Annotated in this window: 17 protein-coding genes; 4 read left to right on the forward strand and 13 right to left on the reverse strand. The window is 34.0% G+C overall.

The annotated features are described in order from the left end of the window. Nucleotides 1-195: 195 nt before the first annotated feature. From hppD to uvrC, 5 genes are all read right to left on the reverse strand, one after another. The gene (gene hppD / locus AC6CH4_RS18460; protein WP_498105550.1) at nucleotides 196-1,356 is read right to left on the reverse strand and encodes a 4-hydroxyphenylpyruvate dioxygenase; all 1,161 of its coding nucleotides are present in this window, start codon (nucleotides 1,354-1,356) and stop codon (nucleotides 196-198) included. Between the two features lie 172 nt (nucleotides 1,357-1,528). Continuing rightward, on the reverse strand, nucleotides 1,529-2,686 hold the full coding sequence (locus tag AC6CH4_RS18465; protein ID WP_498105552.1) for a homogentisate 1,2-dioxygenase: 1,158 nt from the start codon (nucleotides 2,684-2,686) through the stop codon (nucleotides 1,529-1,531). Between the two features lie 317 nt (nucleotides 2,687-3,003). Continuing rightward, a complete protein-coding gene (locus AC6CH4_RS18470; RefSeq protein ID WP_498105554.1) occupies nucleotides 3,004-5,304 on the reverse strand; it encodes a patatin-like phospholipase family protein in 2,301 nt (766 codons plus the stop codon). Between the two features lie 60 nt (nucleotides 5,305-5,364). Continuing rightward, the gene (locus AC6CH4_RS18475) at nucleotides 5,365-5,877 is read right to left on the reverse strand and encodes an XAC2610-related protein (protein WP_498105556.1); all 513 of its coding nucleotides are present in this window, start codon (nucleotides 5,875-5,877) and stop codon (nucleotides 5,365-5,367) included. Between the two features lie 6 nt (nucleotides 5,878-5,883). Continuing rightward, complete coding sequence (gene uvrC / locus AC6CH4_RS18480; RefSeq protein ID WP_498105558.1) at nucleotides 5,884-7,683, reverse strand: excinuclease ABC subunit UvrC; 1,800 nt, start codon at nucleotides 7,681-7,683, stop codon at nucleotides 5,884-5,886. 137 nt (nucleotides 7,684-7,820) lie between these two features. On the opposite strand from uvrC, the gene AC6CH4_RS18485 reads away from it, so the two are divergent. Both AC6CH4_RS18485 and AC6CH4_RS18490 read left to right on the forward strand, forming a co-directional pair. After that, nucleotides 7,821-8,798 carry a succinylglutamate desuccinylase/aspartoacylase family protein gene (locus AC6CH4_RS18485; RefSeq protein WP_498105560.1) on the forward strand — a complete coding sequence of 326 codons (978 nt, stop codon included), beginning with the start codon at nucleotides 7,821-7,823 and terminating at the stop codon, nucleotides 8,796-8,798. Further along, nucleotides 8,785-9,354: a 5-formyltetrahydrofolate cyclo-ligase gene (locus AC6CH4_RS18490; protein WP_498105562.1), complete on the forward strand. Its 570-nt coding sequence runs from the start codon at nucleotides 8,785-8,787 to the stop codon at nucleotides 9,352-9,354. The genes AC6CH4_RS18485 and AC6CH4_RS18490 overlap by 14 nt, the downstream gene beginning before the upstream one ends. 217 nt (nucleotides 9,355-9,571) lie before the next feature. Here the strand turns inward: AC6CH4_RS18490 and AC6CH4_RS18495 are convergent, their stop codons facing one another. The 8 genes from AC6CH4_RS18495 to AC6CH4_RS18530 all read right to left on the reverse strand — a co-directional run bounded on the left by AC6CH4_RS18495 (nucleotide 9,572) and on the right by AC6CH4_RS18530 (nucleotide 18,894). Beyond that, nucleotides 9,572-10,318: a tetratricopeptide repeat protein gene (locus tag AC6CH4_RS18495; protein ID WP_498105564.1), complete on the reverse strand. Its 747-nt coding sequence runs from the start codon at nucleotides 10,316-10,318 to the stop codon at nucleotides 9,572-9,574. Between the two features lie 114 nt (nucleotides 10,319-10,432). Then, on the reverse strand, nucleotides 10,433-12,187 hold the full coding sequence (locus AC6CH4_RS18500; protein ID WP_498105566.1) for a BatD family protein: 1,755 nt from the start codon (nucleotides 12,185-12,187) through the stop codon (nucleotides 10,433-10,435). Nucleotides 12,188-12,303: 116 nt separating this feature from the next. Beyond that, nucleotides 12,304-13,068 (reverse strand): tetratricopeptide repeat protein, encoded by a 765-nt coding sequence (locus tag AC6CH4_RS18505; protein WP_498105568.1) that lies wholly within the window; start codon nucleotides 13,066-13,068, stop codon nucleotides 12,304-12,306. A 44-nt stretch (nucleotides 13,069-13,112) separates the two neighbouring features. Continuing rightward, nucleotides 13,113-14,147, reverse strand: coding sequence for a VWA domain-containing protein (locus AC6CH4_RS18510; protein ID WP_498105570.1), 1,035 nt, complete (start codon nucleotides 14,145-14,147; stop codon nucleotides 13,113-13,115). An 81-nt stretch (nucleotides 14,148-14,228) separates the two neighbouring features. Then, nucleotides 14,229-15,230, reverse strand: a complete 1,002-nt coding sequence (locus tag AC6CH4_RS18515) for a vWA domain-containing protein (protein WP_498105572.1) — start codon at nucleotides 15,228-15,230, stop codon at nucleotides 14,229-14,231. After that, nucleotides 15,230-16,861, reverse strand: coding sequence for a hypothetical protein (locus AC6CH4_RS18520; protein WP_498105574.1), 1,632 nt, complete (start codon nucleotides 16,859-16,861; stop codon nucleotides 15,230-15,232). The genes AC6CH4_RS18515 and AC6CH4_RS18520 overlap by 1 nt, the downstream gene beginning before the upstream one ends. Before the next feature lie 86 nt (nucleotides 16,862-16,947). After that, the gene (locus tag AC6CH4_RS18525) at nucleotides 16,948-17,811 is read right to left on the reverse strand and encodes a DUF58 domain-containing protein (RefSeq protein WP_072969800.1); all 864 of its coding nucleotides are present in this window, start codon (nucleotides 17,809-17,811) and stop codon (nucleotides 16,948-16,950) included. Nucleotides 17,812-17,889: 78 nt separating this feature from the next. Further along, on the reverse strand, nucleotides 17,890-18,894 hold the full coding sequence (locus AC6CH4_RS18530) for an AAA family ATPase (protein WP_007807095.1): 1,005 nt from the start codon (nucleotides 18,892-18,894) through the stop codon (nucleotides 17,890-17,892). 223 nt (nucleotides 18,895-19,117) lie between these two features. Between AC6CH4_RS18530 and AC6CH4_RS18535 the strand changes: the two genes are divergently transcribed. Both AC6CH4_RS18535 and AC6CH4_RS18540 read left to right on the forward strand, forming a co-directional pair. Continuing rightward, nucleotides 19,118-19,993 carry an aldo/keto reductase gene (locus tag AC6CH4_RS18535; RefSeq protein WP_498105576.1) on the forward strand — a complete coding sequence of 292 codons (876 nt, stop codon included), beginning with the start codon at nucleotides 19,118-19,120 and terminating at the stop codon, nucleotides 19,991-19,993. A gap of 15 nt (nucleotides 19,994-20,008) precedes the next feature. Continuing rightward, nucleotides 20,009-20,515: a GNAT family N-acetyltransferase gene (locus AC6CH4_RS18540; protein ID WP_498105578.1), complete on the forward strand. Its 507-nt coding sequence runs from the start codon at nucleotides 20,009-20,011 to the stop codon at nucleotides 20,513-20,515. Nucleotides 20,516-20,527: the final 12 nt, after the last annotated feature.

Genomic DNA, 20,527 nt, shown 5'->3' on the forward strand with positions numbered 1-20,527 from the left:
ATTAACTAACCAAAAAACTATAAATTATGAAATTTATATCAATTCAGAAGGAAACCACCCCTTCTTGATTTGCGAGTGCAAAGATATACAGAAAGTTCAAAAAAGAAATAGCAAAAGGCAAGTTTAACATAACATTTGCATAAAAATCATCGTTTTACAGAGAATTTTTCTACATAATGTAAAAATATTGCGTTTTTACAAAGTTCCTCTCAATTCTTGTTCTCTCTCAATCGACTCAAAAAGTGCTTTAAAGTTCCCTGCCCCGAATCCTTTTGCCCCCATTCTTTGAATAATTTCAAAAAATAATGTCGGTCTGTCCTGAACTGGCTTTGTGAAAATTTGTAATAAGTAACCATCTTCATCGGCATCGACCATGATAGCAAGTTTCTCGATTTCATTTAAATCTTCCTTCATCATATCCATGTGGACACCCAATCTTTCCGGGATCGCCTGATAGTAAGTATGTGGTGGAGCAGATAAAAATTCAACACCACGTGCTTTTAAGTCAGAAACTGTTTTGATAATATCATCTGTCGCTATGGCAATATGCTGAATTCCAGGTCCGCCATAAAAATCTAAATATTCTTCAATTTGTGATTTTTTCTTTCCTTCAGCTGGTTCATTGATTGGGAATTTAATTCTTCCGTTTCCGTTAGACATTACTTTACTCATCAAAGCTGAATATTCGGTATTGATTTGTTTGTCATCAAATGATAAGAAATTTACGAATCCCATAACCTCTTCGTAGAATTTTACCCAGGTATTCATTTCGTTCCAACCCACATTTCCAACCATATGGTCGATATATTTCAATCCGGTTGGTGCTGGATTATAATCTGACTTCCATTCTTTGTAACCTGGCAAGAAAACGCCGTTATAGTTTTTTCTTTCTACAAAAATGTGAACGGTTTCTCCGTACGTATAAATTCCGGAACGAACTACTTCTCCAAATTCATCTGATTCTACAGTTGGTTCCATGAAAGAACGAGCGCCACGTTTCATAGTTTCTTCGTAAGCACTTCTGGCATCTTCAACCCAAAGAGCAGCGACTTTTACACCATCGCCATGTTTTTGAAGATGTGCGTGAATTGGAGAGTCTTGTGTTAAAGGCGTTGTCAAAACAATTCTGATCTTATCCTGTTTTAATACATAAGATGCTTTGTCTTTAACCCCAGTTTCCAATCCGGCGTATGCCAATGATTGATATCCGAAAGCTGTTTTATAATAATGTGCTGATTGTTTTGCATTTCCTACGTAGAATTCTACATAGTCTGTTCCTAATAATGGAAGGAAATCCTGTGCTCCTTCAAATATTTTTTCTAATCCGTATTCTACTGATTTAATTTCTTTACTCATGATGTTTATTTGTTTAATCGGTTAATCGTTTATTGATTTCCGAAATATTTTTTTAAGATTTGTTTTTTAACCGCAAGGAGTGCAAGGATTTTACGCAAGGTTCGCAAAGTATATTATGGTGATCTAACCGTAAAATCCTTGCGGACTTTACGGTTAGATTGACTCCAATAATTTACTCAGTCCAGGATTTATAGTATTTTCCATCATCAAGCCCCATCGCTTCTTCCGTAACCATTAATGGTCTGAAAGTATCCACCATAACGGCTAATTCCTGGGTTTCTTTATGACCAATACTGCGTTCCATCGCGCCAGGCGCGGGACCGTGTGGGATTCCTTTTGGGTGTAAAGTGATATGACCTTGCTCGATATTATTACGACTCATAAAATCGCCATCCACATAATATAGTACTTCGTCAGAATCTATATTGCTATGATTGTATGGCGCCGGAATTGCTTTCGGATGATAATCGTAAAGTCTCGGGCAGAAAGAACAAACGACAAAAGTGGCCGTTTCAAAAGTTTGATGCACCGGAGGCGGTTGGTGAACACGTCCCGTTATAGGTTCGAAATTGTGAATCGAGAATCCGTATGGAAAATTGTAACCGTCCCAACCCACAACATCAAAAGGATGCGTAGCATAAACCATTTCGTGAATCATTCCTTCTTTTTTGATTTTAATTAAAAAATCACCTTTTTCGTCGTGTGTTTCCAATTCGTTTGGCAAGATAAAATCACGCTCGCAAAATGGCGAATGCTCTAAATGTTGTCCGGACTGGTTTTTATAACGTTTTGGAGTATAAAAAGGAGAATAAGATTCAACGTAAAAAAGTCGGTTTTCTTCGGTCTCGAATTCTATTTGATAAATAATGCCTCTCGGAATAATTAAATAATCGCCATATTCAAAAGGAATATTTCCTAACATGGTTCTTAATTTTCCCTTTCCTTTATGGATGAAAAGCATTTCATCGGCATCGGCATTTTTGTAAAAATAATTTCGAAGCGATTCTTTTGGAGCGGCCAATCCAATAATACAGTCTTTGTTGACTAACATTGCTTTGCGGCTGTCTAAAAAATCGTTCTCCGGTTTTAGTTCAAAACCTTTAAAAAGTAATGATTTTATGTTTTTTCCGATTGCAATTTTTGGTTCAACCGAATATGAGTTTAAAATTTCTTTAACCTGTGTTGGTCTGTGAACATGATAAGATAATGATGAATGTCCGTGAAAACCTTCGGTACCAAACAATTGTTCGTAATAAAAACCTCCGTCTGGTTTTTCGAATTGGGTGTGTCTTTTTTGAGGAAAATCTCCAAGTTTATGATATAATGGCATGGCTTTTCAATTAGATAATTTGTAAATTAGATAATTCGAAAAAATTTGAATTGTGTGAACAGATAATTAGCTCAATTTTGCAATTGACCAATTATCTCAATTCGGTAGTTTTATTCAGGATTTCTCTTGATAAGGAATTGAAGATACTCTAATAAACCTGTCCATTTTGTTTTCATTATAACAAATGTCGTAAATTTTATCGAGTAAAATTATAAATTATATCAGTTATAAAAATAAAATTCTTTGATTTTTTTTGAAATAAATTTTATATAACAAAAAAATAGTACGATTTTTTTGAACTATTGTTGAGTAGAATATTAAAACATAAAGCCGATACTAAACCAAGTAAAGCTTTTAGACATTTCAGGCGACCAGGACTGTTTAATTTCGATTGGGCCAATAATAGTTTCCAATCCATAACCTACGGCATAACCTGAATATTTCGGCATTGATACCCAATCAACAGTAGAGAAAATATCATCACCTAAGTTGGCAAAATTTGCAGAAAAATTGACATGATTCTTTTTGAAAACCTCATAATCTAAAGTGATTCCCGCTTTTATAAAACTATTTCCGGAAATACTTAGAAAATCATATCCATAAAAATAATTGAAATTATTTATTTTGTTATATCCATATCCGCCCAATATATAATCGAAAAAAGGAACGCTGTCGTTTCCAACAGTCACTCCAGCATCTGCTTCAAATTTAAAAGTTGCTCTCCTAAATAAGGTATTGGCAACAGCAACTTCAGCTTTTGCCATAGAATACGGTTTGAAAGTATTGGTGTAATCTGAAGATCCTAAATAGGTTTGTACGTCCGTGGAAAAATATAATCCCGAATGTGGAAAGCTTTTATTATCGAATGAATCGTATTTTAAATAGCCAAATGCACTAAAATAACTGCTCTTATCTATTACATTATCTGTATTAGATAAAGTTGGTGAATTGATTTTTAAATATTTGTATTCTAAACCACCGCCCATCAAAAATTTTTGTACAAAAATGGTCTGAAAATAAGCCTGATTACTAAGATCCAGAAAATCAACATTAATTAAATTGATCCCAGGATTTGGAGTAGTTAAATTACCAAGACTGCTGGTTACATTTCGGTTAAATTGATTTAATCTTGAACGGAATCCAAAACTGATATTAAAACCATTCTCGACATAATAATTTAAATCATATCTGAAATTATCCCCTAAAATAATATCTAACGAAGTAATGTCATTTTTTAAAAATGTTTTTTTGTGCGTAAGATTTAGTAGAATTGCACTTTTGTAAAGTCCGTCATAATGCAAACCCAGTTTCAAATAAGTTTGAGTTGGGTTTTCTTTCAATACAAGATCCAAATCATCTTGTTTACCGTCAGGTTGCAGACAATAGGATATGGTGCTAAAGTTTTGAGTAGCATTCAGATTGTTAATTCCAGTTTTCAGATCATCATAGGTTATAGTACTTCCGGGTTTAAAACGAAGTTTACCATTAATGTATTCTTTAGTATAATTATCTAATTTTTCGCTGTTTATTTTTTTGATCTGAATAGTATCAGTTGCTACTTTTAATTTCGGTTTTTTATAAAAATTATTTTCGTTAACTAACGATTTAATTTTTTCATAAACGGCAAATGTAGCTTCTTCTCCTTTTCTGATAATTTCTTCACCCTTATCAAATGAAATTACACCAAAATCACGAATGTCCGGTTTTACATAAACATCAGTATCTTTTATTTTGCTTTTCATTTTATCAATCGACTGAAGATTGGTAATCTGAACCAAAATACGGGTTGCATTTTTAAGACTTTTTCTTTTCAATAAATCGTCCTGAACATCAACACCAATTATAATGTCAGCGCCAAGATTTCGGACTTCTTTAATGGGGTAGTTATTCACCACACCGCCATCTACCAATAAATTTCCATCAATTTCGACTGGGGTAAATAAGGAAGGAAATGCAGAACTCGCCATCATCGCCTGAACCAGATTTCCTTTGTTTAGTAATACTTCTTCACCCGTTTCGATATTGGTTGCAATACATAAAAACGGAGTTGGCAATTTATTGAAATCACGAATATGACGCACATTTCTGGTTAGGCTGCTTAATAAATTGTAATTGTACATTCCTTTTGAAAGTGCCTCCGGAATCCCAACCCTGAAATTGCTAAACGGTAAAACTATGGCATATAATTCATCGTTTTTTTTACCATAAAAGTTTTTCGATGACCGTGGAATATAATCGTTAATCAATTCATCAAAATTGGTTCGCTTGAAAATAGAGTCAATTTGAGAAGCATTGTAACCAGAAGCATAAAGTCCGCCAATAACAGCTCCCATACTTGTTCCGCCAATATAATCGATTTTTATTCCTGCCTCTTCTAAAACTTTTAAAACACCAATATGTGCAAAGCCTTTAGCGCCACCTCCACTTAAAACCAAACCAATTTTTGGGCGTTTTACACTATCTTTTTTTTGTTCCTGTGAAAAAGATTTTTCAGGACTCAATAGTAGTAAGGTAAAAAACAATGTAATGATCCAGAAAGTGCTGAAAGTTATCGGTGCGGAAAATAATCCTTTTGACCGGGAACGGGTATTGGAAAGGGATTGCTCGTTTGGACGCATAAAAAACAACTAGTTGGTTCTGTAAAAGTCGGCAATTTTTTTTTCTTTTGATGGATTATCTTAATATGATTCTGTTTTTGAAAGTATTAATTTTTTATTATGATCATATTTCCAGACATCAAGGTGTGTTCTTGCGCCGCCCCTGCAACTTGAGGTAAGTGTTTTTTTAGTTTTGTCTACTTTTACATCGCAAAACATATCACATTTTGACTTGAAATTGGTTGGCAACTCTAAGAGGTCAAATTGTTGCGTTTTTGAATTGAAAATGAAAATCTGATATATGGTATAAACTCCCATTCCGTCATCCGTATGAAAAGAAGCAAAATCGGTGAAACCATCAAAATTATAATCGTTGGTTTCTAAGTGTGAGTCTTTTCCGGTTATCGAAACTTCAATATTTTTTACTATTTGAGTTTTGCCGGTTTTGGAATTTTTGATTTCTAAACTTTCAAAATTATTGGTGTAGTGTATATTGATTTTATTTTTGTCTTTTTGCAAAAATGAAATGTCGTGTTGGCTATACGAAACGTTAAAAATATATAACAGAAAAACAGATAAAATATGCTTTTTCAAAATGAATCAATTTTCTTTAGGATGATAGAATTCGACAATTTTTTTTGCTTTTGATACTCCTATAACGTCAGATATTTCTTTTTCTGAAGCTAATTTTAATCTTTTAACACTTTTGAAATGTTGTATTAAAGTCAGCATGGTTTTTTCTCCAATTCCCGGAATACTTTCTACGGAGGAATTTAGGGCCGCTTTGCTTCGTTTGTCACGGTGAAAAGTGATTCCGAAACGGTGCGCTTCATTACGTAATTGCTGAATTACTTTTAATGTTTCCGATTTTTTATCCAGATACAATGGAATAGAATCTCCGGGATAAAATAATTCTTCGAGACGTTTTGCAATTCCGATAATGGCAATTTTTCCACGTAAACCTAAATCATCAATACTTTTTAAGGCTGCTGATAGTTGTCCTTTTCCACCATCAATAATAATTAATTGTGGCAAAGGCTCATTTTCATCGAGTAATCTTTTGTAACGGCGATACACAATTTCGGTCATCGATGCAAAATCGTCCGGGCCTTCAACTGTTTTTACATTAAAGTGACGGTAATCTTTTTTACTTGCTTTTCCATCTTTAAAAACAACACAGGCGGCAACCGGATTGGTTCCCTGAATATTTGAGTTATCAAAACATTCGATATGTCGAGGCTCAACAGGCAAACGTAAATCTTTTTGCATTTGCGCCATGATACGATTTACATGTCGGTCCGGATCTACAATTTGTAATTGTTTCAATTGTTCGATTCTATAGAATTTGGCATTTCTGATTGATAATTCTAAAATCTGTTTTTTATCTCCAAGTTGTGGAACCGTTGTTTTTATTTTTTCTCCTAAATCAACTTCAAACGGAACAATAACTTCTTTTGATAATAAATTAAAGCGTTCGCGAAGTTCGATTATAGCTAATTCTAATAATTCTTCGTCACTTTCATCTAGCTTTTTCTTGATTTCTAAAGTATGCGAACGGATGATCGATCCGTGTGAAATTTGCAGAAAATTGACATAAGCCGCACTTTCATCAGACACAATTGAGAAAACATCAATATTGGTAATTTTCGGATTTACAATCGTCGATCTTGACTGATAATTCTCGAGAATTTCTATTTTTTCTTTGATTTTTTGAGCCTCTTCAAAACGTAAATCCTGTGCATATTGATTCATTAGACGCTTAAAGTCTTTCATACTTTCTTTGAAATTTCCTTTCAGAATTTCACGAATCGCATCAACTTGTCGCTGATAATCTGCTAATGGTTCAATTCCCTCACAAGGTCCTTTGCAATTTCCAATATGATATTCAAGACAAACTTTAAATTTACCTGAATTAATATTAGATTCACTTAAGTCATAGTTGCAGGTTCGTAAAGGGTACAATTCTTTGATTAAGTCTAAAATCGTATAAACCATTTTAAAATTAGTATACGGACCAAAATATTCAGATCCGTCCTTGACCATTCTTCGGGTTAGAAATATTCTAGAAAAAGGTTCTTTTTTGATGCAAATCCAAGGGTAACTTTTATCATCGCGAAGCAACACATTATATCGCGGCTGCAAAGTTTTGATTAAGTTATTTTCTAATAAAAGTGCATCAGTTTCCGTAGGAACAACAATGTGTTTTATGGTTACGATTTTTCGAACCAATACATTTGTTTTTGCCGTATCATGAATTTTATTGAAGTAGGAGGACACCCTTTTTTTTAGATTTTTGGCTTTTCCTACGTACAATATTTTTTCGTCTTTATCGTAATATTGATACACACCGGGATTGTCCGGCAAAGTTTGTATTTGAAGTTCTAAAGACGGTTTTTGCATTCTGTTTTTGTTTCTGAAGATGGTCGAAAAGCACTCTGAAAAACCGTTTTGTTTTTCTCGGAAAGCTTAGCATGGATTTAGAGTCAAATTTACGAAATCAAAAGAATAATTTCTATATTTAGATTTTATAATTCTATATGAAAAATAACAAACCCATGATTATTTTTGGCGAACCGGTTTTGCCAGGAGAAAATAGAACGATAAACGTTGAAATTGCCCGATTGCACACTACCACAAAGCTTAATATTCCGGTCATTGTGCGTCGCTCTAAAATAGATGGTCCGGTAGTTTTATTCTCGGCCGGAATTCATGGCGACGAAATAAACGGAGTCGAAATTGTACGTCAGCTTATCAGCAAAAAAATAAACAGGCCGACCTGCGGAACGATTATTTGCATCCCAATTATCAACATGTATGGTTTTGTAAATAAATCAAGAGAGTTTCCTGACGGCCGCGACTTAAATCGTGTTTTTCCGGGAAGCAAAAAAGGTTCTCTGGCGAGTCGTTTTGCATTTCATATTGTGGCAGAGATTTTGCCGGTTATCGATTATGCAGTCGATTTTCATGCCGGAGGTGCGAGCAGGTTTAATGCCCCGCAAATCAGGATAACCGAAAACAATCCTGAGTTAAAACTTCTGGCAGATGTGTTTAATGCGCCTTTTACATTGTATTCAAAGAATATTGCCGGCTCCTTTAGAAATACTTCTGAAAAAGCGAATGTAAAAATGTTGCTTTTTGAAGGAGGAAAATCATTAGATATTAATAATGTAATTGCAAATGAAGGTGTAATGGGCGTGAAGCGTTTGCTGAATTACCTGAACATGCTCGATTCAAAACAAATTGTAGAAGATGCTGTTCATCCTTCGATTTATATCAAATATTCGGTTTGGCTGCGCGCAAAATGTTCAGGCTTGTTACACGATTATAATTTGATTGGGAAATTTGTAACCAAGGGAACTATTTTGGCGATTATAACTGATCCGTTTGGTAAATTTGAGCAAAAAGTAAAAGCGCCGCACGACGGATACATAATCAACGCTAATCATTCGCCAATTGTTTATGAAGGCGATGCTATTTACCATATTTCTAAAACCCTTCCTGATGGCGACGAATAAAAAAGAATTACGATTACACTATAAAAATCTTCGGGCAGCACTTTCCATTGATGAAATTGAAGAGAAGAGTTTGGCTATAGCCAATGAAGTATTGAAATTGTCCATTTGGGAGAAAATCTATTACCATGTTTTTCTTCCCATTGAAGAACAGAAAGAAGTCAATACCGAATATATTTTGCACTTGCTTTCCGGAAAAGATAAAGAAATTGTGATTTCAAAAAGTGATTTTGAAACGAGAAAAATGTCTCATTTTTTGTTGACAGATAATACCAAAATCAAAAAAAATGAATACAATATTCCGGAGCCGGTAAATGGTTTGCCAGTTCCGTCTGAAACTATCGAGGTGGTTTTTGTACCTCTTTTAGCTTTTGACGTTTTTGGGAATCGTATTGGTTACGGAAAAGGTTTCTATGATAAATTTTTAGCCGAATGTAAACCGGAAACCATCAAAATTGGCCTTTCCTTTTTTGAAGCCGTAAAACAAATTGATGATGTTTTTGAATCTGATGTAAAGTTGGATTATTGCGTGACGCCTGGGCTGGTGTATAAATTTTAACCGCAAAGTTCGCAAGGAAAATTGATTTGGATTGTGTTGATTTAAGTTCATAAAGTTAATCACTTTGGTAATTATTAGAATTGAATGATATAAATAAATTTATCTTTCGAGTCTTGAAAGTTAAAATATACTTATGTCAGTTGTGAAAATAAAAAATCCCAAATACCAATTTTTAAAGTTGGAATTTGGGACTTTTATATTGTAATTTCAAGTAATTTTATTTCACTTCTTTGATAGTCGAAGCATCAATCCAACCTTCTGTTCCGTCTGTTAATTCGATTTTTTTCCAATTTAAAAGTGTTTCAGTTACATAAACTTTAGCACCTTCATGTAATAAGAAAATTGCAGATCCTGCTTTTTGAGGCTCGCTTCGAACTTCGCTTACTTCTGAAAAAACAATTGCAGGGCGATCGTTGTCATAATGATCTTTCTCTGACATTGCCGCTGCAACGCTTAGAAGTACCCCAACCAGCAATACAAACATTCCAATGAAATATAATCTTTTTGAAAGCGTAAGCTGCGAAAAATAATATCCAATAAAGCTCAATAAGAAAAGAAAAGCAATTCCAATAGCAATTTTAGCCCAGGTATTATAATCGAAAATTCCTGTAAAGTTTTGAATTAGTTTTGCAAAACCAACTTTCGGAACTTCTTTAATTTCGTCAATTGTTAGTTTTTTGGCGAATTTTAAGTTGTTTAAAGTCTGTTCATCATGCGGTTTTAAAACCAATGCTTTTTCATAATTATAAATCGAAGGCGCGACTTTATTGAGTTTGTAATAACAATTCGCCAAATTAAAATACAATTCAGCCGAATGTTCTTTATTTTCTTTAAGAACATTTTCATACTCCTGTGCGGCCTGTTCAAACTTGTTATCCTGATATAGACGATTTCCTTTCTCAAAGCTGCTTTGAGCAAATAAAACGGGAGTAATTAATAAAAAGAGATATACTATATTTTTCATTTTACTTTATTTAAAGGAAAGTTTTTTAGAGAACTCTCAAACTTTGCGAACTTAAATTTAACGCAATCCAATTACTTTTTCTTAGCGACTTTGCCGTAAAATAGTCTTTGCGGTTTAGACAATCTGTTTTTCTAATTCTGAAATAATCAAAACAGCCTTATCAAAATCTTGCTGAATCGAAGCACTTGAAGCCGGAGCATAACGTGCAAACTCACAGTTTTCTGTCAGATTAATGAAACTCTGAACCGACTCCGGATTCGCATTTCTAGACAATAACAATTCACGAATATTGTCTTTGCTCATTTCTGAAGTTTCAATGTGCAATTTCGCTTTCAGGAAATTATGCATCGCTTTTTCCAAAGCAATATAAAATGGCTCTTTGTTATTAAGCTGTTTTTTGGCTTCAGATAAATATTTCTTCGCCAATTTATTGTTCATTTTAATTCGGTTTCCGGTAACATCACTGTCAATCGCTTCTTTTTTCTTCTTAACCAAAACAATAATTGGTAAAATTAAGAAAGGCGCTAACAACAATCCATAATATAAATTCGAACCATAAAAATCGTTTTTAGCCATTGAGACTAAAGTAGTTTTTAACTTGATATATTTGAATTGCTCTGTTTTTGTAATAACGTTTTTAGCAGCATTTGCCGTTGCATTTGCTTCCGCCTGCATTGGTCCGTCTAAAACATCAACCGTAATTTCCTGAGAAGTTATCGTTTTGTATGATCCGGAACTCAAATCAAAATACGAAAACTGCATTGGTTTGATGGTGTACTTCCCTTTGTATTGTGGAATTATAGTATACTTATCTGAAATTTTTCCAGACATTCCAGCCAATGAAGTAGTCACTTTTTCGTCATGAACAGGATCATACATCTCTAATGCATTTGGTACAACCGGTTTTGGAAGTGTAAATAACTTCATGTTTCCGCTTCCTGCAGCACTTACAACCAAATCAAGACTTTCGCCATTTTTTAAGGTTGTTTTTGAAGGTGTAACTGTGAAATTAAATTTACCAACAGCACCTGTGAAGCCTTCTGGCTTACTACCTTCCGGAAGTGGTCTCACATTGATGGTTTTTGCTCCTGCAGAAACAACTTTATTGTCATCAGAAAGAATCATTTGACCAAACATGTCACGACGATTTGTGGGTAATTGCACCCCAATATCGAGTGAAAGAGGTTCAATTGTGAGTTTTCCTGATTTTTGCGGATATAAAATGGTCTTTTTCAATACCACAAAATAGCATCTTTGCCCTCTGTAACTTCCTTCTTCAATAGCTAACTGTTTGATTTCTATATTCTGATTCCAGAAATCATTGTATTTTGGTTTTCCAAGTTCTTTAAAACCGGTAACATTAATGTTGTTGAAATATAATTTATAAACTACAGTAATTGGTTCATTCAAATATGGATTTGTTTTTGAAATTTCAGCAACCAAATTCAATGTTTCACTTCCTGCACCGCCTTGTTGTCTAGGGTCATTTGGATCTCTTTCTTCGGCAACAGCATTTGTTACAACAATTTTTTGGGGAGTTGTTTTGTATTTCTGACCATTAAACTCGATTGCAGCCTGTTTAATCGTCAAAGTTCCTTTTTGCGCTGGTTGCAATATATAAGAATATATTTTTTGAAAAGAGCTTCGTCCGTTAACCCAGGATTGACTTATTTGTTGACTTGGTCCTGCTACAATTCTAAATCCGTCAAATGAAGGCTGTTCGAAGTTATCTCCGTCAACATTCATGATAAAGTCAATACGAAGTCTCTCGTTTACACCAAGCGAGTTTTTGCTTACTCGGGCTTCAAATTGAACTTGAGCCAGAAGCCCTTGAAAAGTGAATAGTAATAGAATTAAATATCTTTTCATTAATTGTTTTTCAGTTTTTGTTTAACTGTTTAATAGTTATATGTTTAATCGGTTTTTTTTATGTTTTATTGTTTATTCGAATAAACAGTTAAACGAATAAACGATTAACCCAAAAATTACCAGTCTTTTTCTGTTTTCTTAGGACTTCCTTTTACTTTTTGAGCATTTACTTTGTCCTGAATTTTCTTTTCTTCGTTGTTAACGGCATCTAATAAATTCTGAACACGTTCTTTTGAAATTCCGCCAGGCTGTGGTTTTGGTTCTCCTTTGTTGTCTGATTTATCATCTTTTTTCGGATCATTTTTACCATCTTTTTTATCCTTGTCTTTATCTCCTTTGTCGTCTTTTTTATCTTTATCCTTGTCCTTATTTTTGTCTTTGTCCTTGTCCTTATCTTTGTTTTTATCCTTGTCCTTGTCTTTGTTCTTGTCCTTGTTTTTATCGTTTTTCGGAGGATTTTCTTTTAATTTTTGTTTGGCCAAAGCATAATTATAACGCGTTTCATCATCTGTAGGGTCGTTGCGCAAAGCTTGTTTATAAGCTTCAACGGCTTGCGTATAATCTTTCTCTTTCATCAAAACATTTCCTAAATTATGAAATGCCTTATGTTTTTCAGGTCTTGTTTTGGCATTTTTAATTGCCTTTCCATAAGCGAATTTTGCTTCAGAAACCTGGTTTTGTTTGTAAATAGTATTTCCTAAATTATAAGAAGCCGCTGCTTTTTTTGGAAATTTTGACTGCGAAATTCTATAATTTGCCTCAGCATCAACAAATTTATTCTGCTTATATTCTTCATTGGCATCAGGCAATGTCTTGTCTTTTTCCTGAGCTGAAACGGCTAAGGAAAACGTTAGTAAAATATAAAGAAGTAAATTTTTCATTCTAATTTTTTTAATTTTTTGTTCCGAAATAAATTCCAAAACAATTATTTCTTTTCGTTAAATAAATTCAATTCTTTTATCCAGTTTGTTTTTCTTTCCAAAAGGAAAATATCTACAAACAACAATAAGAATGCAAAGCCAAGAAACCATTGAAATTGCGATTGAAAATCGGCCATTTGCGTCGCTTCGAATTCTGTTTTCTGAATGTTATTTAATGCATTTTTTACGTAATCTAAAACCTCTTTTGTACTTCCTCCATACACATAACCACCTTTCGTTGCTTTTGCGATTGCTTTTAGTCCTTCCTGATTTAGTTTTGTAATAACAACTTCTCCATTTTGATCTCTTTGGAAACTTTTTACAACGCCATTTTCTTTTAACGGAATAGTTCCGCCTTTTTCTGTTCCGATACCAATTGTGATGATTTTCATTCCCAATTTGTTGGCTTCTTCCGCTGCTGCAGAAGCTCCTTCTGAATGGTCCTCCCCATCAGAAATCAAAATCAATAATTTGCTTGTTTTGCTTTTTTCATCAAAATAAGTCGAGGATAAACGGATTGCTTCATCCAATGAAGTTCCCTGAGAAGAAACCATATCCGGACTCATGCTTTGCAAAAACATTTTAGCTACGCTATAATCTGTAGTAATTGGCAAAACCGGGAAAGCACTTCCGGCATAGGCAACAATTCCAATTCGATCACTTCCTAAATTATTTATAATCTGCGAAACCAATTGTTTACTTTTCTCTAAACGACTTGGTGCAACATCTTCTGCCAACATACTTTTAGAAACGTCAACGGCAAAAACAATGTCGATTCCTTCACGTTTTACGGTTTCCATTTTAGTCCCAATCTTCGGATTTACCAATCCGATAATCAAACACGCAAGTGCTAAAAGTAGTATAGATAATTTTAATACAGGTTTAAAAACAGAACGTTCAGGGCTCAGTCTTTTGACCATTTCTAAATCACCAAACTCATGTTGTTTTTTTCTTTTCCAATACATATTGAAAAGGAAAATACACACCACAATTGGGAGTAAGAATAAAAGGTATAAATATTTTTTTTCGTCTAATTCCATTTTTTAATTCTAGTTTTCAGTCGCAGTTTTCAGTCGCGGTTTTCAGCTGTAAACTGTAAACTGTGACTGCGACTAAAATATTTAAATAAAGCTTCTGTAAACTGTATTTCTTAAACCAACTTCCAACAATAATAAAAAGGCTGCCAGTAAAACAAATCCTCTGTATTTTTCGTCGTAATCATAGAATTTTAATTCCTGAATTTCTGTTGTTTCTAACTTATTGATGGCGCTGTAAATTTGAGCTAATCTGTCGTTGCTTGTTGCTCTAAAATAGGTTCCTTCGGTTTTACGGGCGATACTTTTCATTAAAGTCTCGTCAATTTCAACCTTCTGCATTTTGAATAAGAAACCTCCGTTTGGAGCGTATGCATAAGGAGATGGCGCCATTCCGTTGGTTCCAATTCCAATGGTGTATACTTTTATTCCATATTGTTTCGCAATATCAGCAGCCGTTTCAGGTTCAATGAAACCGGCATTATTAACACCGTCTGTCATCAAAATGATTACACGGCTTTTTGCTTTACTGTCTTTAAGACGGTTTACAGCTGTTGCCAATCCCATTCCAATTCCAGTTCCGTCCTGTAAAGCAGTATCATATTTAATATCCTTTATCGCTTCTAACATAATAGCTTTATCGCTTGTAACAGGAGTTTTGGTATAAGCTTCAGATGCGTATAAAACCAATCCGATTCTGTCATTTGGTCTTTCCTCAACAAATTCTCCGGCAACTCTTTTTAAAGCTTCCATACGGTTTGGCTTTAAATCTTTTGCCAGCATACTTCCTGAAACGTCAATTGCCATTACAATATCAATTCCTTTTGTTGTTTTGGTCTGATTGCTGATGTCAACTGTTCTCGGTCTTGCCAATGCAATAATTAAAGAACTTAGCGCAATAATCCTGAATACGTATAAACAAGGTTTTAATTTTGTCAATAATGATTCGCTATTTTTAAAACCCTGAGTGGAACTCATTTTTAAAGTTGGCGATTGTTGATTGCGTTTCCAGAAAAACCAGGCGATAGCGATTGGAATTAAAAGAAACAGCCAAAAGAATTCCGGATTTAAAAAAGTTATTTTTCCCATTAGTTACTAGCTTTTCTAAGTTCAACAGAATTTAAAATTCGGGTTGTAATGTCATTTGCATACGTATCACCTTCTTCATGTAAAATCATGATTTGCTGTAATCCCTGATCTTGTTTGAAAAGCAGAATTTCATAATAAGCTTTTGTGCTGGTTTTGTTAGCCGGATTAATGATCGTCATTGTACCGTATCCTTTAAGTCCTTGTATCCCTGCATTAGTCTGGAAATCTTCTTGTTTAACAATTATATTTTGACCGCCCTGAGCTTCTATTACTTTCAATGAACCCTCTAAAGCTTTTGCTAAATCAATATCGGTTGGATTTTTAAATTTAGCCGTTGAAACTGTAACAAAGAAATTGTCAATCATACTTCCGTAAGCGAAAAGCTGCATTTCTTTAATTAAAGCCATGGTTTCTTTTGGAAGTACTTTTTGAGTGTCCATACGTTTCAAAACTTTTGGAGTTTCGATTAAAACGCCAGGATTTCCGTATTCACTTTTCACCCATTCTCCTTCTAATAATTCTTTTGAAGGATGACCAATAACATTATCTTTTACATAGGTGAAGCCTTTCGTTACAACGAAAAATGTTGTTGTTGCAAACAATAAAAACACGACGGTTCCAACTGTAATTGCAATACGTTTGTTACGTTTTTTTCTTAATTGAATCTTGATTTGCTTTTGTTTCTGAGCTTCATTCAGTAATTGATCTTCTTCTTCAGCCGGAACTTCAGTTGGAATTGCATTATCAAGCGTTAAAATTACTTTCTGGATTTTATTTCTATCATCCGTAATTTCAAAATCCAAAGGTTTAGATTTTGCAAATTTCACTAAATCGGCCTGACGTAAAACACGTTCTAAATTCTCAACGGTTTCAGGAGTTAATGTCATTTTCTTTTTCGTTGAAGCTAATCTTATGGCTTGAATCAATTCAGAAGTGGTACTTTCCATTGCCGGAATATGAATCGCTTCTTCAATATAATTACGGGCAATATCAGTTAATTCACTATAGTATTCTTTGATTTCACCTTTTTGAACTAATTCTTTTGATTCCAGGTTATTCAATAAACTCGTCGCTTTTTCGATTGGCGTTTTATAAACTTCTTCTTCGATTTTTTTCTTCTGATGTTTTTTAACATACCAATAAACAAAAGCACCAATTGCAAGAATTACAAGTACAATCAAAACATAAATCCACCAGTCGTTGTTGCTATCGGCACTTGAAATATCCTTGATATCGTACATTTTTTGTTGTAGCGTATCCACTTTTACATTGGCCACTTCAACACGGATAGAGTCTGATAAATAAGGTTTTTTATCAATTAAAATTTTGATACCCGGAATGGTATATTTTCCTGAATCAAATTGGGTTAAGCCGTATTTTTTGATCAATTCGTAAGTGTCATTTTTCTTAACCGTATCAATTGGGTACGATTGAATTACTTCTAAAGGGCCAATGTTTTTTAGTTTCGGAAAAACAACTTTCGATTTCGAGCTTACCACCGTTTTAAGCGTTAACTTAAACTCGGATCCAATTTTATTTTTTGTAGTATCAATACTTGTTTCAACTTGTTTTTGTTGCGCAAAAACAGTTGAAGTAAGCAAAAATAGAAATATGTAAAATTTTAATTTCATTTGATTTTTGATTCAGATTTTAGTCTAAAACGAATGCTTATTTTTGAAAATTTATTTTTGAAACTGATAATCATCGAAACCTCAAATTAACGAGACTTGAAATAACCAAGTAATTTTGTTACGTAATTTTCGTCGACTCTTGTGTTTACAACTCCAGCTCCTGATTTACTAAAAATATCTTTGAAATAATTGACTCTGTCGTGATAATGTTTTTCGTAATTCATTCGCACCGATTTTGAGCCTGTATCGACCAATTGAATTTTCCCGGTTTCAGCGTCAAGCATACTTACCATTCCTAAATTTGGGATTTTTTCTTCGCGGATATCGTATACACGCACACCTGTAATGTCGTGTTTTTTAGAAGCAATTTTTAAGGTCTGTTCGTAATTTTCAGACATGAAATCAGAAATCACAAAAACGATCGCTTTCTTTTTTTGTGTTCCTGATAAAAATTTCAAAGCTTGTGAAATATCCGTTTTATGGCTTTTTGGTTCGAATTCGATCAATTCACGAATGATTCTCAAAACGTGCGAACGGCCTTTTTTTGGTGGAATATACAATTCGACATTATCAGAAAATAATATTAATCCGATTTTGTCATTGTTTTGTGTAGCCGAAAAAGCCATCGTTGCCGCAATTTCGGTGACGATGTCTTTTTTAAACTGACTTTTTGAACCAAAACCTTCAGAACCTGAAATGTCAACCATTAAAACCATGGTCAATTCGCGTTCTTCTTCAAAAACTTTTACGTGGGCTTCGTTATAGCGTGCGGTTACATTCCAATCGATGTTACGAATATCATCGCCATATTGGTATTGACGCACTTCGCTAAAAGTCATCCCGCGTCCTTTAAATGAAGAATGGTACTCTCCCGAAAAGATATGATTACTCAGTCTTTTGGTTTTGATTTCTATTTTCCGTACTTTTTTTAAAAGCTCTTTTGTATCCATTTCTTTAGTTTTCAGTCGCAGTTTTCAGTCGCAGTTACTTGTAATGTGTTAACTGTGACTGAAAACTGAAAACTATTTTTAAGGTACTTCAATCTCGTTTACGATTTTGTTGATAATGTCTACAGAAGTAATGTTTTCGGCTTCAGCCTCATACGTTATTCCAACTCTGTGACGTAAAACATCATGTACAACTGCACGCACGTCTTCTGGAATTACATAACCACGACGTTTGATGAAAGCGTAACATTTTGCTGCGTTGGCTAAATTGATACTTCCACGTGGCGATGCTCCAAAACTAATAAGAGGTTTTAAGTCCGCAAGTTTGTACTTCTCTGGATAACGAGTAGCAAAGATGATATCTAAAATATATTTTTCGATTTTTTCGTCCATGTAAACTTCACGAACAGCTTCTTGCGCACGCAAAATTTGTTCTACAGAAACTACAGGATTTACTTTTTCGTAACTTCCTTTTAAGTTTTGACGAATTACAAAACGTTCTTCATCAATTTTTGGGTAATCAATTACGGTTTTCAGCATAAAACGATCGACCTGAGCTTCCGGAAGTTGGTATGTTCCTTCCTGCTCTACCGGGTTTTGAGTTGCCAGTACTAAAAATGGACGATCTAGTTTGAAAGTTGTATCGCCAATAGTAACTTGTTTTTCCTGCATCGCCTCCAAAAGTGCTGATTGTACTTTTGCGGGAGCACGGTTAATCTCATCGGCAAGTACGAAATTGGCAAAAATTGGCCCTTTTTTAATAGAGAATTCGTTTGCTTTGATGTTGTAAATCATCGTTCCGACAACATCGGCAGGTAATAAATCAGGAGTAAACTGGATACGGCTGAAAGAACCCTGAACCGCTTGCGACAATGTATTTATCGCTAAAGTTTTAGCCAATCCCGGAACACCTTCCAATAAAATGTGCCCTTGCCCTAAAAGCCCGATTAGTAAACGTTCGACCATATGTTTCTGGCCCACAATAACTTTGTTCATTTCCATTGTAAGAAGGTCTATAAAAGCACTTTCTCTCTCAATTTTTTCATTTATCGCTCTAATGTCTAAAGTCGTTGTATTTTCTTCCATATAAATATTTTTAAAACCTTTTTAAAACCTTGATTTTTATGCCTTACTTTTGAGAGTGCAAATTGAATATTTTTTGAGAAGTAAGATGTTAAAGAATGGTTAAAACTTCGACCAATGCACTAATTTTAAGGACGAATTGTGATTCTATTTTTATATTTTTAAGAACTTTGATGATTATGCTTTAGAAATGCATAATTATTACCAAAAATAACGCAATAAAACCATGAGCAAAACAACGTTATCGCCTATAATTTCGGGCACTATGAATTGGGGAGTTTGGGATAAAAACCTTACAACTAAAGAAATGGAAAATATGATACAAATCTGTATCGAAAACAAAATTACCACTTTTGATCACGCTGATATTTACGGATCCTATACTACAGAAGCCGATTTTGGAAAAGCTTTCCAGGCAAGTAAAATTTCAAGAGAAAAATTACAGTTAATTACCAAATGCGGAATTCAGATGATTGCTGAAAAGCGTCCCGAGAACAAAATCAAACATTACGAATATTCGAAAGAATATATTATCTGGTCTGTTGAAGAATCGCTTAAAAAATTAAAAACAGATTTTATTGATGTTTTTTTATTGCACAGACCAAGTCCGCTAATGCAAGCTGACGAAATTGCTGAAGCGGTGGAGAAATTAAAATCAGAAGGAAAAATTATTGACTTCGGACTTTCGAATTTTACTAGTTCTCAAACGGAATTAATTCGTTCGAAAACAGAAGTAAGCTTTAATCAGGTACAATTTTCAGCGACACATTATGAAGCCATGATTGATGGAAGCTTAGATTATATGCAAACACACGGAATTCGACCATTGTCATGGAATCCACTTGGGACTGTTTTTAGAGAAGATACTAAGAAGACACGCCGTTTGAAAAAACTGCTTGCCGATTTGGTTCAAAAATACAGTTTTGGTTCAGATACACTTTTGTTGGCATGGATTTTAAAACATCCTGCAGGCGTTATTCCGATTGCGGGAACAGTAAATGTTGCCAGAATTCAATCGTTGATGAAAGCCGTAGAATTAGAAATGGATAAAGAAGACTGGTTCGCGATCTGGACAGAAAGTATGGGCGACGATGTGCCTTAATAAAATATTCTGAAAATGATACGCCTCGAAAAATTTGATAAAAAGTTTTATTCTGAATTGATTAATTCCATCAAAAATGCAAAAGATTTAATGCAGTTTGGTGGACCCGAATTTTCTTTTCCCTTAACGGAAAAGAAAATCGATAAAACACTTTCTGATGAAAACAGAATTGCTTTTAGAGTTGCCAATTCTTCTGATGGAAATACGATCGGACATTGCGAAATTTATTTTAATAAGGATTCTGCAAAATTAGGCCGAATCCTGATTATCGATCAAAATCAAAGAGGAAAAGGAATTGGGGAGCAAATGGTAATTTTATTACTGCAATATATTCTTGAAAATAGAAAAGAACGAAATGTTGAATTGAATGTTTTCGATTTTAATATTAGTGCCATAAAGTGTTATGAAAAAGTTGGTTTCACTATTAATCCGGATAAAAAACTTATAAGGGAAGTGGATGGCGAAACCTGGACGGTGCTCAATATGGTGTTGAATTTAGAGGAGTGGAAAAATAAAAATTAAAAAATGTTTGCC

This window comes from Flavobacterium sp. GQ95 (assembly GCF_059758655.1).

Excerpts from the sequence above, each read along its gene's own strand:
- hppD (WP_498105550.1), bottom strand. The coding sequence starts at position 1,356 with ATGAGTAAAGAAATTAAATCAGTAGAATACGGATTAGAAAAAATATTT.
- AC6CH4_RS18465 (WP_498105552.1), bottom strand. The coding sequence starts at position 2,686 with ATGCCATTATATCATAAACTTGGAGATTTTCCTCAAAAAAGACACACC.
- AC6CH4_RS18470 (WP_498105554.1), bottom strand. The coding sequence starts at position 5,304 with ATGCGTCCAAACGAGCAATCCCTTTCCAATACCCGTTCCCGGTCAAAA.
- uvrC (WP_498105558.1), bottom strand. The coding sequence starts at position 7,683 with ATGCAAAAACCGTCTTTAGAACTTCAAATACAAACTTTGCCGGACAAT.
- AC6CH4_RS18485 (WP_498105560.1), top strand. The coding sequence starts at position 7,821 with ATGAAAAATAACAAACCCATGATTATTTTTGGCGAACCGGTTTTGCCA.
- AC6CH4_RS18490 (WP_498105562.1), top strand. The coding sequence starts at position 8,785 with ATGGCGACGAATAAAAAAGAATTACGATTACACTATAAAAATCTTCGG.
- AC6CH4_RS18495 (WP_498105564.1), bottom strand. The coding sequence starts at position 10,318 with ATGAAAAATATAGTATATCTCTTTTTATTAATTACTCCCGTTTTATTT.
- AC6CH4_RS18500 (WP_498105566.1), bottom strand. The coding sequence starts at position 12,187 with ATGAAAAGATATTTAATTCTATTACTATTCACTTTTCAAGGGCTTCTG.
- AC6CH4_RS18505 (WP_498105568.1), bottom strand. The coding sequence starts at position 13,068 with ATGAAAAATTTACTTCTTTATATTTTACTAACGTTTTCCTTAGCCGTT.
- AC6CH4_RS18510 (WP_498105570.1), bottom strand. The coding sequence starts at position 14,147 with ATGGAATTAGACGAAAAAAAATATTTATACCTTTTATTCTTACTCCCA.
- AC6CH4_RS18515 (WP_498105572.1), bottom strand. The coding sequence starts at position 15,230 with ATGGGAAAAATAACTTTTTTAAATCCGGAATTCTTTTGGCTGTTTCTT.
- AC6CH4_RS18520 (WP_498105574.1), bottom strand. The coding sequence starts at position 16,861 with ATGAAATTAAAATTTTACATATTTCTATTTTTGCTTACTTCAACTGTT.
- AC6CH4_RS18525 (WP_072969800.1), bottom strand. The coding sequence starts at position 17,811 with ATGGATACAAAAGAGCTTTTAAAAAAAGTACGGAAAATAGAAATCAAA.
- AC6CH4_RS18530 (WP_007807095.1), bottom strand. The coding sequence starts at position 18,894 with ATGGAAGAAAATACAACGACTTTAGACATTAGAGCGATAAATGAAAAA.
- AC6CH4_RS18535 (WP_498105576.1), top strand. The coding sequence starts at position 19,118 with ATGAGCAAAACAACGTTATCGCCTATAATTTCGGGCACTATGAATTGG.
- AC6CH4_RS18540 (WP_498105578.1), top strand. The coding sequence starts at position 20,009 with ATGATACGCCTCGAAAAATTTGATAAAAAGTTTTATTCTGAATTGATT.